Here is a 14,712-nt window from a genome sequence, read left to right as displayed (position 1 = left end):
CCCTCCTCGCGGTCAGCCCTTGGGCCGTGACGCCTTCTCGGCGATGCCCGAACGCCCGGTGCGGCCTTCGAGTTCCCTAAGCACGTCGCTCAGCGGAACCCCGGAGAGGCCGAGAACGACAAGCCAATGATATATAAGATCGGCACTTTCCGAAACGAGGGCCGGTTTGTCCCCCTTGACGGCGGCAATCACGGTCTCGACCGCCTCTTCGCCAAGCTTCTGCGCCGCCTTGTCGATGCCGCGCGCGAACAGTTTTGCCGTCCACGAATCCGGGTCGCCGGAATGCGCGCGTTCCCCGACGATTTTTTCCAGATCTGACAGCGAAAACTCGGTCATGGCGCCGTTTAGAGCCGATTATTCGTGGAGTCCAGCCGCATCGGCAGCCCCGCGGCGGCCATATGCGCCTTGGCCTGCGCTATCGTGTAGGTGCCGAAATGGAAGATGGAGGCCGCCAGCACCGCGCCGGCGTGACCATCGCGAATGCCTTCGACCATGTGATCGAGCGTGCCTACACCGCCGGAAGCGATCACCGGCGCGCGCACCGCATCGGCAATCGCGCGGGTCAGCGCGATGTCGTAGCCGGCCTTGGTGCCGTCACGGTCCATCGACGTCAGCAGGATCTCGCCGGCGCCGCGATCGACCATTTGGCGCGCAAACTCGACCGCATCGATGCCGGTCTTCTCGCGCCCGCCATGGGTGAAGATTTCCCAGCGATCCGCCTCGCTGGCCCCAGACACTTTCTTGGCGTCGATGGCGACGACGATGCACTGGTTGCCGAACTTGTCGGCGGCCTCGGCGACGAAATCCGGGTTCTTCACCGCCGCCGTGTTGATCGACACCTTGTCGGCGCCGGCCAGCAGCAGCTTCCTGATGTCGGCGACCTGGCGCACGCCGCCGCCGACGGTCAGCGGCATGAAGCATTGTTCGGCGGTGCGGGCGATGACGTCGAAGATAGTCTCGCGATTGTCGGACGAAGCGGTGATGTCGAGGAAGCAGAGCTCATCGGCGCCGGCCGCGTCATAGGCCTTGGCCGCCTCGACCGGATCGCCGGCGTCGATGAGATCGACGAAATTGACGCCCTTGACGACACGGCCGTTCTTGACGTCGAGGCAGGGGATGACACGGGCTTTGAGCATCAGCGGCCCTCTATCGTGGCGATAAGATCGTTCAGCAACTGGCCGACCAGCGGCGGAACATCGGACTGCCCGTCGAAAGCCGGGTCGTAGGCGGAGACGGTGATGCCGACGACCGGCACCGCAAGCGCGATAGCGCAAGCCGCGTCGCGCAACTGTTGCGGGCTCGGCCCGCCTGATGTGACGTAGCGGTTGGCCTGCAATTCCCGGGGATCGTGCACGTCGAGATCAAGATGCATGTGCACGCGTTTGGCGCCGGCGACCTTCAGTCTTTCGGTCGCCTGGGCTACCCCGGGACATTCCGTCCGGACGATCGGCAATGTCTCGAGAAGCCGTTTTTCCGCCGGATCGAGATCACGCGCGTTGACGAGCACACAGCGCGACGGATCGATCGGCTTGAAGCCGGGAATTGCCGCCGCCATCGGCCGCCAGCACAGGCCGAGCACAGTCGCCAGCGCCATGCCATCGAGAAAGCCATAGACGGATGTCTCGGGCGTGTTGAGGTCGCCATGTTGGTCGGCCCAGATGATCGCATCGGCGGCTTCGCCGGCGACAGCACCGGCACTGGTCAGGCAATTTCCGGCAAGGACGATGGGAAACCGGCCGGCGTCACGAGCAAGGCGAACCTCGGCTGCAACCGCGTTGCAGACGGCAAAGCCGGTGGCGATCTCGCGCTCCTGGATGTCTCCGACCCTGCCGATGTCTTCCACCGTAACGTCATGGCCGGCCATGGTCAGGGCGTCGACGAGACCGCCTGATATCAGCGCATCCGGACCCTGGCCCATGCCGCCATGATAGTGGCCGCTGTCATAGGAGGCCAGGATGATGGAGATTTTCACGGTCGCGTCTCCGCCGCTGGCCTGCCTTGCAGGATCGCCAGAGCCTCCGCCGGATCGATGCGGCCGTCATAGAGCGCGCGGCCGGAAATCGCGCCTTCGAGCTTTTGCGCGTCGGGCATGGTCATACGCACGATGTCGGCGATCGAGGCGAGGCCGCCGGACGCGATGACCGGGATCGAGACGGCATCGGCAAGGTCGATGGTGGCGTCCCAGTTGATGCCGGTTAGCACGCCGTCGCGGTCGATGTCGGTGTAGATGATGGCGGTGACGCCGGCGCCCTCGAATTTCTTCGCCAGTTCGATGACGCCGAGGCTCGACGCCTCGGCCCAACCCTCCACGGCCACCTTGCCGCCCTTGGCGTCGATGCCGACGGCCACCTTGCCCGGGAAGGCCTTGCAGGCCTGCTTGACCAGATCGGGATCGCGCACCGCCACCGTGCCGAGGATGACGCGGGCCAGCCCGCGATCGAGCCAGTCCTCGATCTGCGCCAGCGTGCGGATGCCGCCGCCGAGCTGCACCGGGTTCTTCGTCGCCTTGAGGATGGCGCCGACCGCTGCACTGTTGACGCTCTGGCCCTGGAAGGCGCCGTTGAGGTCGACGACATGCAGCCATTCGAAGCCCTGTTGCTCGAAGGCTTTGGCCTGGGCTGCCGGGTCGTCATTGTAGATGGTGGCGGTGGCCATGTCGCCGTGCTTGAGGCGCACGCATTGGCCGTCCTTGAGGTCGATGGCGGGGAAAAGGATCATCCGTTCAGGCGCCTTCAACGATGACGAAATGGCCTGATGAGGCGGCAAGCCGGAATTTCGAGGCATGCTGATATTCCGGCGAATGATAGCATTCGACCGCCTTGTCGTAGGATTCGAACTCCACCAGGACATGACGATTCCCGGTTGGTCCTTCGGGATTCTCATAGCGCCCGGCGCGCACGGGGAATTTCGCACCGTATTTGGCAAAGGCGACGGCATTCGCCTCGATGTACTGCTTGTAAACCTCGGGATCGGTCACATCGACCATCGCCATCCAGTAGCCCTTCTTGCTCATGGTTTATCCCTTTGCTTGAGCATGATCTCGGGACAAACGGGAACCGTTTGTCCGAGAAAACCGGGGGCCACTTTTCGGGATCATGCTCTACGGCCTCCAGCGCAGGAAATTGGTGATCAGGGCAAGGCCGAGCGCCTGGCTCTTTTCCGGATGAAACTGCGTGCCGACGAGATTGTCGCGGGCGACGGTCGCCGTCACCGGACCGCCATAGTCGGCGACCGCCAGGACTTCGTCCGCCTTGCGCGCATCGAGATGGTAGGAGTGGACGAAATAGGCGTGCAGCCCGCCCGGCCCGGTTGGAATGCCGGCAAACAGCGGATGCTGGCGCTTGAGTTCGATCGTGTTCCAGCCGATCTGCGGGATTTTTAGCGCCGGATCGGCCGGCGTGATCTCCTTGACGTCGCCTGATATCCAGCCGAAGCCGTTGGTAATTGTCTTTTCCAGGCCGCGCTCAGACATCAGCTGCATGCCGACGCAGATGCCGAGGAAGGGCCGGCCCTTGGAGATGGCCACCTCTTCGACCGCTTCCCACATGCCATCGACGGCATGCAAGCCGGCCGCGCAGTCGGCATAGGCGCCGACGCCGGGCAGAACGATACGGTCAGCCGTGCGGACCCGTTCGGCATCCGATGTCAGGTCGATCTCAGCCGATATGCCGGCTTCACGCGCGGCACGCTCGAAAGCCTTGGTGGCCGAGCGCAGATTGCCCGAGCCGTAGTCGATGATCGCAACCCGCATGTCAGCTTCTTCCCGGGATGTGGGTCAGCCCCAGCGCCATGCCCGGCTGCGCAGGGCGCGCAAGGGCAGCATCGGGAACCATGCGCGGCATCGGCGCGACCTCATCGGCAAGCGTTTCCGACTCCAGCGCATAGCGAATATCGGCATCGTCAAGCCTGCCGGCCTGTACCACGCCCCATTCGTGCCAGCCGCGCCGGCGAAGTGCTGCGATGCGCAGCCCCTGGCCTTCCAGGCCGACGTAGAGCGAAACCAGCAGCGACAGCAGCGAGCCGGCTAGTCCAAGGCCGAGCTTTTGGCCCAGCATAGAAAGCAGGCCCATGATGACGAAGGCAAGTGCTGCTTCGATCCACAGCCGATGCCAGGCGAACCAGAGTGGCGGCACCAGAAAACCGAGCCAGGCGAAGCCATCGCGGACAAAGGCCGTCGCATCGACCTTCTCGCTGCGGCCGGGCGGTTCCATCACGACATAGCTGGCCATGGCCTACCCCTTCAACGATCCCTTGGTGGAAGGAACCGCGTCCGGCTGGCGCGGATCGCGTTCGAGAGCCGCGCGCAGCGCACGCGCCACCGCCTTGAAGCAGGTCTCGGCGATGTGGTGGTTGTTGGCGCCATAGTGGTTGGTGACATGCAGCGTGATGCCGGCATTCTGCGCCAGCGCCTGGAAGAACTCGCGCACCAGTTCGGTGTCGAACGTGCCGATTTTCGGCGACGAGAAGGAAACATTCCAGACCAGGAACGGACGGCCGGATACGTCGATCGCCGCACGCGTCAGCGTCTCGTCCATGGCAAGGTCGATCGAGGCATAGCGCATGATGCCGCGCCGCTCGCCGAGCGCCTTGGTCAATGCCTGGCCGAGCGCGATGCCGGTGTCCTCGACGGTGTGGTGGTCGTCGATATGCAGGTCGCCCTTCGCCTTGACCGTCATGTCGATCAGGGAGTGGCGCGACAGCTGGTCCAGCATATGGTCGAAGAAGCCGACGCCGGTGGCGATATCCGACTTGCCGGAGCCGTCGACATGGACCGACACGAAGATGTCGGTTTCCTTGGTCTTGCGGCTTGCTTCGGCGGAACGGGGCGGCATCACTCTATCCTTGTCCCAGAGGTTCACATCGTGACCGGCTCAGAGGCTTCAAGCGCTCGCAGGCTTGAAAACGAAAGCCTTCTAGCAGCATGGTCCGGCGATTGCCAGTTGCCTCTGACAGCGGTATCGGCCTTGCCAGAGAGGCGATTTGCAATCATCGGTCCCATGCATACATATGGCCGATCAAAGTTACTCGTACCGCGCCAATCGCCTTTCGGGATAGCGCTGCTCGGAGCCAGGAAATGTCCAATCAACTGACCATGCACGCCACGACCATCGTGACGGTGCGCAAGGGCAACAAGGTGGTGATCGCCGGCGACGGCCAGGTCAGCCTTGGCCAGACCATCATGAAGGGCAACGCCAAAAAGGTGCGCCGCATCGGCAAGGGTGGCAATGTGATTGCCGGTTTCGCCGGCGCCACCGCCGACGCCTTCACGCTTCTGGAGCGGCTCGAAGCCAAGCTCGAACAATATCCCGACCAGCTGACGCGCGCCTGTGTCGAGCTCGCCAAGGACTGGCGCACCGACCGCTATCTGCGCCGGCTGGAAGCGATGATGCTGGTTGCCGACAAGTCGGTCTCGCTGGCGCTGACCGGCACCGGCGACGTGCTCGAACCCGAATTTGGCGTCATGGCCATCGGTTCGGGCGGCAATTACGCGCTGGCGGCAGCGCGCGCGCTGATGGACACTGACAAGGATGCCGAGGAGATCGCCCGCAAGGCGATGCAGATCGCGTCCGACATCTGCGTCTACACCAACAACAATTTCGTTATCGAAACGCTCGATGCCGCCTGAAGAGGTGGTGACCTATGATTTTCGGCCGGTGACGGAAAAAGACCTGCCGATGATCGCCGGCTGGCTGGCCGAGCCGCATGTTGCCGAGTGGTGGGACGATCCCGAGACGGAAATCGCCGGGATTCGCGACCACATCGATAGCATTTCCGTCGAGCCGCTGATCGTCGAGCTCGACGGCAAGCCGATCGCCTATCTGCAAAGCTACGATCCGCATCTGGAAGACGACCATCCCTATGCCGACCAGCCGTTCGGCACGCTCGGCATCGACCTGTCGATCGGCCGGCCGGAGCTGATCGGGCTCGGCCACGGCTCGGCGATCGTGCGGCAGTTCGTCGAACAGCTGTTCGAGGAAGGCGTGCCTCGCGTCATCATCGACCCCAACCCCGCCAATATCAGGGCCATCCGCGCCTATGAAAAGGCCGGCTTTGTTGCCTTTGACACCAGAACAACGGAATACGGGCCAGCCCTGATGATGGCGTGCGAAGCACCGCAGGAGCCCAGTTGATCAGCGCTGAAACACTCGATAAGGCAGTTGCAGCAGGTCTGATCTCGCAAACCACGCGGGATCAGCTGGAGGTCATGGAACGCGCGGTCGCTCTCGCCCCCGAGGCCAGGCGCGCCGATGACGAGGGTGACGAGGAAAACCTGCGGCTGGTCGGCGGCGGCAACGATCTGTTCGTCACTGTGGGAACCGTTCTGCTCAGCGCCGGCTTCTTCTTTGTCCTCACCACCTTGCTTCCAGGCCAGACATTCTGGATCGCCGGCATCCTCGCGGTTTTCACCTGGGGGCTCGCCGAAATTGTCACACGTCAGCACCGGATGAAATTATCGTCGTCCGTGCTTGCCCTGATTTTCATGGCCGCCATTCTGGTCGCTCTGGCGCTGCAAGTGGAGGCCAGCTTCGGCATTCGCAAGCCGGAGACTATCTGGCAGCTATTGGCGTTGCGCCAGACGGCATCCCGGGCCGGATATCTGTTCCTGGGCGGAGGAATAATTGCGGCGGCGATCTATTTCTGGCGCTTTCGCGTCCCGATCATTGCCGGGGCTATCGCCATTGCCTTCACACTGCTTGCCTTCCTGCAAACGGCGATAATCCTGTATGACAGTGTGACAACGGGCGCGATTGCGCCGCCGCGCCTTGAGGATGTGCCCGAATTGCTCCGCGCCGCACTCTACATGCCGCTGATCTGCGGCCTGATCGTGTTCGCAACGGGTGTAGCTTTTGACATTTACGATAGGGATCGACGCAAGATCTGGTCCGATTGCGCTTTCTGGCTGCATGTCGTCTCGGCGCCCATGCTGGTGCATCCACTCTTTATCATGGCAACCGGCCAGAACGTCGTATTCGGACATATCGCGCCGGATGCCAATGCAACCATCATGCTGACGATTCTGATCCTTGGCTTCCTCTATGTCGCGCTTGCCATAGACCGCCGTTCGCTTCTGGTTCCTACATTGGCTTACTTCGGCTCGCTGGGCATCTATTATCTGGTGAATTCCGCCTCCGATTCGACGGGTATCCCGCCTTTTGCCTTGATCCTGGTCGTTGTTGGCGCGCTGATTATTCTGTTCGGGGCTGGCTGGCAGCGTATCCGGCGGATTGTCGTCAAACCCACTTTGCCGGCGACCGTGATCCGCCGGCTACCGCCGCTGAAGGCGTGACGGGCTTTGTGATGGTCGAGACGGCGACGCGGAAGAGAGGCAATAGGGTATGAACGCATCCGGCGAGGACAAAGACCTCTCGGCCTACGAAAGCAGCTGGCGGATGGGGCTGCTGATCGTGCTTGGGCTGATCATTGCCCAGGCCGTCACGCTCTATTTGATGGGCCGGACACCGATCTGCACCTGCGGCTACGTCAAGCTCTGGCATGGCGTCGTGCAGAGTTCGGAGAATTCCCAGCACATTTCGGACTGGTACACGTTCTCGCACATCATCCACGGCTTCCTGTTCTATGCCCTGGCGCGATTCATGTTCCCACGCTCGCCGATCGGCTTGAGGCTGGCCTTCGCCGTCCTCATCGAGGGCGGCTGGGAGCTGCTCGAGAACAGCCCGTTCATCATCGACCGCTATCGCGCCGGCACCATCTCGCTCGATTATTACGGCGACAGCATCATCAATTCGGTGTCCGACACACTGGCCATGGTGCTGGGATTTGTGATGGCGCGAAGGCTACCTATATGGGTGATCGTCAGCCTCGCTATCATCTTCGAACTCGGTACCGGCTATCTCATCCGGGACAATCTGACACTCAACGTGATCATGCTGCTGCATCCGTTCGAGGCCATCAAGCAGTGGCAAAGTGGAATTTAGTGATATGAGCACCTTCTCTCCCCGCGAAATCGTTTCGGAACTCGACCGCTTCATCATCGGCCAGAAGGACGCCAAGCGCGCCGTGGCGATCGCCTTGCGCAACCGCTGGCGCCGCCAGCAGCTGGAAGGCCAGATGCGCGAAGAGGTGATGCCGAAGAACATCCTGATGATCGGGCCGACGGGCGTCGGCAAGACCGAGATCTCGCGCCGCCTGGCGCGTCTGGCCGGTGCGCCTTTCGTCAAGGTCGAGGCGACCAAGTTCACCGAAGTCGGCTATGTCGGCCGTGACGTCGAGCAGATCATCCGCGACCTGGTCGAGATCGCCATCGGCCTGGTGCGCGAGAAGATGCGCGAGGACGTCAAGGCACGCGCCCACGTCAACGCCGAGGAACGCGTGCTGGAAGCGCTGGTCGGCAAGACGGCGAGCCCGGCCACCCGCGATAGCTTCCGCAAGAAGCTGCGCGACGGCGAGCTCGACGACAAGGAGATCGAGGTCGAGGTCGCCGACACCGGCAATGGCGGCATGCCCGGCTTCGAGATACCCGGCATGCCGGGCGCCAATATCGGCGTACTCAACATCAACGACATGCTGTCGAAGGCGATGGGCGGCAAGAAGACCAAGACGCGCAAGACGACGGTGAAGGAGTCCTACGCGCTACTGGTCAACGACGAATCCGACAAGCTGCTCGACCAGGACGAAGTGGTGCGCCGGGCCCTCGATGCGACGGAAAATGACGGCATCGTCTTCCTCGACGAGATCGACAAGATCGCGTCGCGTGAAGGCGGCATGGGCGCCGGCGTTTCCCGCGAAGGCGTGCAGCGCGACCTGCTGCCGCTGATCGAAGGCACCACGGTGGCGACCAAATACGGGCCGTTGAAGACCGACCACATACTGTTCATCGCCTCGGGTGCGTTCCACGTTTCCAAGCCGTCAGACCTGTTGCCGGAATTGCAGGGCCGCTTGCCGATCCGGGTCGAGCTGCGGGCGCTGGAGAAGGACGATTTCGTCCGCATCCTGACCGAGACCGAGGCCAGCCTGATCAAGCAGTATATCGCTCTGATGAAGACCGAGGGCGTCGACCTGACCTTCACCGACGACGCCATCGATTCGCTGGCCGGCATCGCTGTCGACCTCAACGCAAGCGTCGAGAACATCGGCGCCCGGCGGCTGCAGACGGTGATGGAGCGAGTGCTGGACGAAATCTCCTACGACGCGCCCGACCGCAACGGCACCAGCGTCACCATCGACGCCGCCTATGTGGAAAAGCATGTCGGTGATCTGTCGCGAAACACAGATTTGTCGCGATTCATCCTTTAAACGACGGCGCCGGAACGTTCCGGCGCCGGTCGAGGCAACATTTTCCGGCAAGCAAAATCATGTGTGGCCAGATGGTACCATCTGGCCACCTTTCGTAGTGCCGGGTGAAGGGGTGCTCTCGACTCGACCAAGAGCTTTACCTAGTTTGCGCGGCAATTCTCGATCTCTTGGTTGACGCAATTCCGGACGGAAACCGTTTCACACTTTTCCTGGAATTGCTTGGGCGGCGGCGCATGAAAAAACTGATCCTGATCATTCTCGGCTTGACGCTGGCGGCGACGCTGTTCGCGACCGAGGCGGCGACATTGGTGCCGCCGGGAAACCGCAACACCGAGCAGCCTGACATTCCCGGCGCCTCCAGCCGGCGCACGCAGGCCACCAACACCACCTTCCAGGCGAAATACCGCAAGGTCTACGCCCTGCTGCAGAACGACGCCGAATTGCGCGGCAAGATCAGGAAGGCCGCTTCCGCCTACGGCATCGATTCGATGCATATTGTCGGCGCCATCGTCGGCGAGCATACCTACAATGTCGACGCCTACGACCGGCTGCAGACCTACTATGTCAAGGCGATCTCCTACCTCTCCAGCAAGCTCTCCTTCGCTTATGACGGCGAGGACATCACCGATTTCGTGCAGCGGCCCGAATTCAAGAAATGCGCCGGGATGTCCGACAGCTACGATCTGTGGGAATGCCGTGAGCAGGTGTGGAACCATTCGTTTCGCGGCAAGTCAGTTGGCGGGACCAGCTTTCCCGACGATCGTTTCGGCGCCACCTTCTTCCAGCCCTATTATGCCGGGCAGACCTTCGGCCTCGGCCAGCTCAATCCTTTGACCGCCTTGCAGATGAGCGATCTGGTGCACAAGGTTTCGGGCCTGCCGAAGCTCGACGTCGGCGATCCCAACTCGGTCTACAAGACCATCATGGATCCCGATCTGACGCTGCCTTACGTCGCCGCGACGATCAGGAAATCGATCGACGCCTACAAGAGCATTGCCGGTTTCGACATTTCGGGCAATCCGGGGCTGACCGCCACGCTCTACAATGTCGGCAATCCGGAGCAGCGCGCCTATGCCCTGAAGGCGGAGAACGACAGGCGCCGGGCCGCAGGCGAGCCGGTAAAGCTGCCCGAGGAGAATTACTACGGCTGGCTGGTCAACGACAAGCTGCCGGAGCTGAAGGCGCTGTTCTAGGGTCTTCGCCCTGTATTCCTAGCTGTCGCCGCTCAGGCCGCCAGTAACGACCTCAGCTTGACCGCCTGCGAACCGAGCGCTTCCGGCGCCGGCTTGGCCCGCTTGCCGATCAGCATTTCGGCCAGCCTGATGTCGCGGGCGACCGCATTGCCGGGGCCGATGCCGCTGGCCGCCACCAGCCTGCCGTCTTCGGCCAGATGGAACAAGATGAAGGCACCATCGCCGAGATCGCGGCGCACGGTGCTGCGACCTTCGTCGGACAGCCCGGCGATCTGCAGGCTCAGGCCGTATTGATCCGACCAGAACCACGGCACCGCCGCATGCGCCTCGCCGGCGCCCAGCATATTCCTGGCTGCCAGCGCGCCCTGTTCCTGGGCGTTGCGCCAGGCTTCCAGCCGCACGCGGCGGCCGCCATAGACGGCGAGCGGAAACGAACAGCAATCGCCGGCGGCAAGGATGTCGGGATCGCTGCTGCGCAGCTCGGCATCGACAGCGACGCCATTGTCGATCGCCAGGCCGGCTTCGGCCGCAAGCCCGGTCACCGGCACGGCGCCGATGCCGATGACGGCCAGATCAGCTGATATCTCCTGTCCGCCGACAAGTGTGATCCGCACCTCGTTGCCATCGTCGGCGATGGACGCGATGCCGTCGCCGCACAGGATGTCGACGCCCTCGGCGACGTGCGCATCATGGATGATCTGGGCGATCTCGGCTGGCACGCCGCGCATCAGGATGCGGGGCTGCGCCTCGATGACGGTGACCGCGGCGCCGAGCTTGCGGGCCGCGGCGGCGAGTTCGAGACCGATGAAGCCGCCGCCGATGACGGCGATACGCTTGCCGGCGCTGAGATGCGCGCGAATGGCGAGCGCGTCAGTGAAGGTTCTGAGATAGACGCAGCGCGGACCCAGCCCCGGCATCGGCAGCTTGCGCGGCGTCGAACCGGTTGCCAGCAGGAGCTTTTCGTAGGGCAGGGCCGAACCGTCCGACAGGCGCACCGCATGCGCCGCACGGTCGATCGCGACGGCCTGAACGGAATGGATATGCCGGATCGACTTCTCAGCCAGAATTGCGTCGCTGGTGATCGCCTTGATTTCAGGCGCTTCGCTGACCATCGCGTCCTTGGACAGCGGCGGGCGCTCGTAGGGCAGATGCGGCTCGTCGCCGACCAGCGTCACCGGCCCATCATAGCCCAGCTCGCGCAGCCCCAGCGCTGCGCGCCCACCGCATTCGCCGGCGCCGATGATGACCATTCCCCGCGCCATATCAATCATCCGATCTGGATCAGGACTTTGCCGGCGTCGACCTTGACCGGATAGGTCTTCAGGTTGACGCAGACCGGCGCGCCGCGGGCGTCACCCGTCTTGTAGTTGAAGCGGCCATTGTGCTTGGGGCATTCGATGATGTCATCCATCACCAGCCCGTCGGCCAGGTGCACCTTTTCGTGCGTGCACAGGCCGTCAGTGACGAAGAACTCATCGTCGGGGCTGCGATAGATGGCGAAGGTGCGGCCGCCATGGTCGAAGCGCATCACGTCCTCCTCGTCGATGTCGCCAGTGGCACAGGCCTCAACCCAGTCGCTCATTGATTTCTCCTTCAAAATCGGGCCTCCCCTGGAAATCCGGACGACCTAGCAATCATTCCGCCGCAGCGGCGACGGCGTTGTCGTGGAATTCCTCTCGATAAGGCCTGGCGGTCGGCGGCAGCTCGCGCTTGAGGAAATAGTCCTCGTTGCGCAACTGGCGCAGGAAGGCCGGGATCATCTCGCGGTAGCCGGCCAGGATCGACGGTGTCGGCGCCGGCAGGTCGTGCTTGATCAGTTCGTGCAGCTTCGGCAGCGCATGATACGGCACCATCGGGAACATGTGATGCTCGACATGGTAGTTCATGTTCCAGTAGATGAAGCGGCTGATCGGATTCATGTAGACGGTGCGGCTGTTGAGCCGATGGTCGGTGACATTGTCGGCCAGGCCGCCATGCTGCAGCAGCCCGACCATGACGTGATGCCAGGCGCCATAGAGCCTGGGCAGGCCGACCAGCATCAGGGGCAGGAACGAACCGGAATACAGCGCCAGCGCGATGGTGGCGGCGTAGATCGCCGTCCAGATGCGGGCGATGCGGATCGCCTTGGGCTGCTCCTGTTCGGGAATGAAGGTCTTTTCCGCCGCGCTGATGTTGCCGGCGGCGTTGCGCAGCATGTCTGATATCGCATGCCAGGCGTCGAGCACGCCGACGAAGCCCAGCATGGCGCGAACCAGGTCCGGCGGCCGCATGACGGAGATTTCCGGGTCGCGGCCGACGATGATGGTGTCGGTGTGGTGACGCGTGTGGCTCCAGCGCCAGGTCACCGGATTGCGCATGATCATGAAGCAGGCGATCTGATAGACCGCATCATTCATCCATTGCGTCCGGAAGGCGGTGCCATGACCGCATTCATGCCAGCGTGAATCGGTGGAGGAGCCGTAAAGGACGCCATAGACGAAGAAGAACGGCACGCACCACCAGCTACCCCAGAACCAGGCGCCGCCGGCACCGCTGACGATCAGGGCGGCAAACCAGATGATGGTATCGCGGATCGCCGGCCCGTCGGAGCGCTGCATCAGCTCCTTCATCTGCTTGCGGGACACATCGGTGTGATACCATTCGGCCGCCGACAGGCCGGTCTCGACGGCGAGCTTCGCGTCGCGGCCGGTCAGGCTGTAGTCCCGCCGGGACGGTGTTGCGGTCATGATTGCCTCCCACGGCAAACGGCGCTCGCCATAGCGAATGCCAGCCACTCATTGGCTTCGAGCCTGAAAATAGCGCTAGCCCATGATAGACTCAACATCACAAAGATAGTTTCTATCATTTCCTATCAGAATGATGTAGAAAGCCTCAGGCAATCCAATGAGGCAAGCATGGCGAAACGGCCGACCATCACTGACCTGGCGCGCATCTCCGGCGTCAGTGTTGCCACAGTGGACCGTGTGCTCAACAGCCGCCTGCCGGTGCGCGAGGAAACGGCGCGCCGCGTCTACGAGGCGGCGACCGAGATCGGCTATCACGCCGCAGGCCTGATCAAGCAGCGGATGCGGCATGAATTGCCCGAGTACCGGCTCGGCTTCCTGCTGCTCAAGGGCAATTATGTCTTCTACAGCGAGTTCGCCCGCGAGCTTGAACTTGCCGTGTCGCGATCGCCACGTTTCCGCGGCGTTGCCACAATCGACTTTGCGGATTCGCTGACCCCCGATGAAATCGTCGAGCGCGCGCGCAGACTGGCGGCCAAATGCAGGGCCGTCGCTTTGGTCGGGCCGGATCACCCGACGTTGACGGTCGCCGTCGAGGAGATGAAGGCCAAAGGGTTGCCGGTGTTTTCCCTGCTGTCCGACTTCGCCGCCGGCATCCGCGAGGGCTATGTCGGCCTCGACAACCGCAAGGTCGGCCGCAGCGCGGCCTGGATGATCTCGAAGGCGGCGAAACGGCCGGGCAAGGTTGCCCTTTTTGTTGGCAGCCATCGCTTCCATGGCCACGAGCTGCGCGAGATCGGCTTTCGCTCCTTCTTTCGCGAGCAGGCGCCGGAATTCACCTTGCTCGAAACACTGGTCAATCTGGAAGCCAACGAGATCACGCAGGACACGCTGCTCGATCTCCTTGGCCGCCACCCTGATCTGGTTGGCTGCTATGTCGCCGGCGGCGGCATGGAAGGCGCGGTCGCAGCGCTCAGGCAGGCAAAACCGGCCGAGATGCCCGCGGTCATCTGCAACGAGATCAACGCGACATCGCGTTCCGCCTTGGCGGATGGCATCCTGACGATGGTGATCTCCACGCCGCTGGCGGCACTCTGCCGCGAACTGGTCGACCTGATGGCGCACGCCATCGAGACGGGTGCCGCGAACGCGCCTGGCCAGACCTTCCTGCCGTTCGACATCTATCTGCCTGAGAATATTTAGGCTCTCGAGCTTCGAATTCGACCGTAGTGCCATTGGCGATGCTGCGAGGGCCTCGGCTGATCGCCGGCGACCGGCGGCAAGTGCCCATCGTCCGAAAATCGCGCATCGGATTTTGGAATCTCCCTTGACGCCTCACGGCAAAATGGAATAAATATTTCACCAACTGTGTATTTTGGTTCTTTCGTTCCGGCGCATCTGGTTCAAACAGAGGGCCTGGCGTTCCAGCAAACGGCAAGGCGTCACCCGGAACAGAAACGACATCAGGGAGAGGTTCCCCGGGGAGATCGGGGATTCCGGATAAATCGGTGAAACCGGACACCAGCATGTGGAGGAGAGAG

Annotated in this window: 18 protein-coding genes; 7 read left to right on the top strand and 11 right to left on the bottom strand. The window is 62.7% G+C overall.

Annotation, left to right across the window (positions count from 1 at the left end):
* Positions 1-12: 12 nt before the first annotated feature.
* The 8 genes from EJ076_RS06145 to hisB form a co-directional block, all read right to left on the bottom strand.
* Positions 13-336, bottom strand: coding sequence for a phosphoribosyl-ATP diphosphatase (locus EJ076_RS06145; RefSeq protein ID WP_126067275.1), 324 nt, complete (start codon positions 334-336; stop codon positions 13-15).
* Between the two features lie 8 nt (positions 337-344).
* Positions 345-1,139: an imidazole glycerol phosphate synthase subunit HisF gene (gene hisF, locus EJ076_RS06140; protein ID WP_164548823.1), complete on the bottom strand. Its 795-nt coding sequence runs from the start codon at positions 1,137-1,139 to the stop codon at positions 345-347.
* On the bottom strand, positions 1,136-1,972 hold the full coding sequence (locus EJ076_RS06135) for an arginase family protein (RefSeq protein WP_126067273.1): 837 nt from the start codon (positions 1,970-1,972) through the stop codon (positions 1,136-1,138). Before EJ076_RS06135 ends, hisF begins: the two co-directional genes overlap by 4 nt.
* Positions 1,969-2,718 carry a 1-(5-phosphoribosyl)-5-[(5-phosphoribosylamino)methylideneamino]imidazole-4-carboxamide isomerase gene (gene hisA / locus EJ076_RS06130; RefSeq protein ID WP_126067272.1) on the bottom strand — a complete coding sequence of 250 codons (750 nt, stop codon included), beginning with the start codon at positions 2,716-2,718 and terminating at the stop codon, positions 1,969-1,971. Before hisA ends, EJ076_RS06135 begins: the two co-directional genes overlap by 4 nt.
* Before the next feature lie 4 nt (positions 2,719-2,722).
* Positions 2,723-3,013 carry a DUF1330 domain-containing protein gene (locus EJ076_RS06125; RefSeq protein WP_126067271.1) on the bottom strand — a complete coding sequence of 97 codons (291 nt, stop codon included), beginning with the start codon at positions 3,011-3,013 and terminating at the stop codon, positions 2,723-2,725.
* A gap of 87 nt (positions 3,014-3,100) precedes the next feature.
* A complete protein-coding gene (gene hisH / locus EJ076_RS06120; RefSeq protein ID WP_126067270.1) occupies positions 3,101-3,751 on the bottom strand; it encodes an imidazole glycerol phosphate synthase subunit HisH in 651 nt (216 codons plus the stop codon).
* Position 3,752: 1 nt separating this feature from the next.
* Positions 3,753-4,229: a DUF2628 domain-containing protein gene (locus tag EJ076_RS06115; RefSeq protein WP_126067269.1), complete on the bottom strand. Its 477-nt coding sequence runs from the start codon at positions 4,227-4,229 to the stop codon at positions 3,753-3,755.
* Between the two features lie 3 nt (positions 4,230-4,232).
* Entirely contained in the window at positions 4,233-4,832 is a 600-nt protein-coding gene (gene hisB / locus EJ076_RS06110; protein ID WP_126067268.1) for an imidazoleglycerol-phosphate dehydratase HisB, read from the bottom strand.
* Between the two features lie 242 nt (positions 4,833-5,074).
* Here hisB and hslV point away from each other — a divergent pair, with 242 nt between their 5' ends.
* The 6 genes from hslV to EJ076_RS06080 all read left to right on the top strand — a co-directional run bounded on the left by hslV (position 5,075) and on the right by EJ076_RS06080 (position 10,448).
* Positions 5,075-5,626 carry an ATP-dependent protease subunit HslV gene (gene hslV / locus EJ076_RS06105; protein ID WP_126067267.1) on the top strand — a complete coding sequence of 184 codons (552 nt, stop codon included), beginning with the start codon at positions 5,075-5,077 and terminating at the stop codon, positions 5,624-5,626.
* The gene (locus EJ076_RS06100) at positions 5,616-6,131 is read left to right on the top strand and encodes a GNAT family N-acetyltransferase (protein ID WP_126067266.1); all 516 of its coding nucleotides are present in this window, start codon (positions 5,616-5,618) and stop codon (positions 6,129-6,131) included. The genes hslV and EJ076_RS06100 overlap by 11 nt, the downstream gene beginning before the upstream one ends.
* Positions 6,128-7,288 (top strand): hypothetical protein, encoded by a 1,161-nt coding sequence (locus tag EJ076_RS06095; RefSeq protein ID WP_109667002.1) that lies wholly within the window; start codon positions 6,128-6,130, stop codon positions 7,286-7,288. The genes EJ076_RS06100 and EJ076_RS06095 overlap by 4 nt, the downstream gene beginning before the upstream one ends.
* A 49-nt stretch (positions 7,289-7,337) precedes the next feature.
* Entirely contained in the window at positions 7,338-7,937 is a 600-nt protein-coding gene (locus EJ076_RS06090; protein ID WP_126067265.1) for a DUF2585 domain-containing protein, read from the top strand.
* Positions 7,938-7,941: 4 nt separating this feature from the next.
* The gene (hslU, locus tag EJ076_RS06085) at positions 7,942-9,255 is read left to right on the top strand and encodes an ATP-dependent protease ATPase subunit HslU (RefSeq protein WP_126067264.1); all 1,314 of its coding nucleotides are present in this window, start codon (positions 7,942-7,944) and stop codon (positions 9,253-9,255) included.
* Between the two features lie 233 nt (positions 9,256-9,488).
* Entirely contained in the window at positions 9,489-10,448 is a 960-nt protein-coding gene (locus tag EJ076_RS06080; protein WP_109667715.1) for a DUF1402 family protein, read from the top strand.
* 32 nt (positions 10,449-10,480) lie between these two features.
* Here the strand turns inward: EJ076_RS06080 and EJ076_RS06075 are convergent, their stop codons facing one another.
* From EJ076_RS06075 to EJ076_RS06065, 3 genes are read right to left on the bottom strand one after another with little or no spacing between them, the layout of a single operon-like run.
* Positions 10,481-11,719: an FAD-dependent oxidoreductase gene (locus EJ076_RS06075; protein ID WP_164548552.1), complete on the bottom strand. Its 1,239-nt coding sequence runs from the start codon at positions 11,717-11,719 to the stop codon at positions 10,481-10,483.
* On the bottom strand, positions 11,716-12,030 hold the full coding sequence (locus EJ076_RS06070) for a MocE family 2Fe-2S type ferredoxin (RefSeq protein WP_126067262.1): 315 nt from the start codon (positions 12,028-12,030) through the stop codon (positions 11,716-11,718). The genes EJ076_RS06075 and EJ076_RS06070 overlap by 4 nt, the downstream gene beginning before the upstream one ends.
* Before the next feature lie 52 nt (positions 12,031-12,082).
* Entirely contained in the window at positions 12,083-13,174 is a 1,092-nt protein-coding gene (locus EJ076_RS06065) for a fatty acid desaturase family protein (protein ID WP_126067261.1), read from the bottom strand.
* A 168-nt stretch (positions 13,175-13,342) separates the two neighbouring features.
* Between EJ076_RS06065 and EJ076_RS06060 the strand changes: the two genes are divergently transcribed.
* Positions 13,343-14,374: a LacI family DNA-binding transcriptional regulator gene (locus EJ076_RS06060; RefSeq protein ID WP_126067260.1), complete on the top strand. Its 1,032-nt coding sequence runs from the start codon at positions 13,343-13,345 to the stop codon at positions 14,372-14,374.
* Positions 14,375-14,712: the final 338 nt, after the last annotated feature.

The organism is Mesorhizobium sp. M7D.F.Ca.US.005.01.1.1, from assembly GCF_003952545.1.
GTDB lineage: Bacteria > Pseudomonadota > Alphaproteobacteria > Rhizobiales > Rhizobiaceae > Mesorhizobium > Mesorhizobium loti.
The sequence above is the reverse complement of the archived record's forward strand: the minus strand, read 5'-3'. Positions and strand labels throughout refer to the sequence as shown.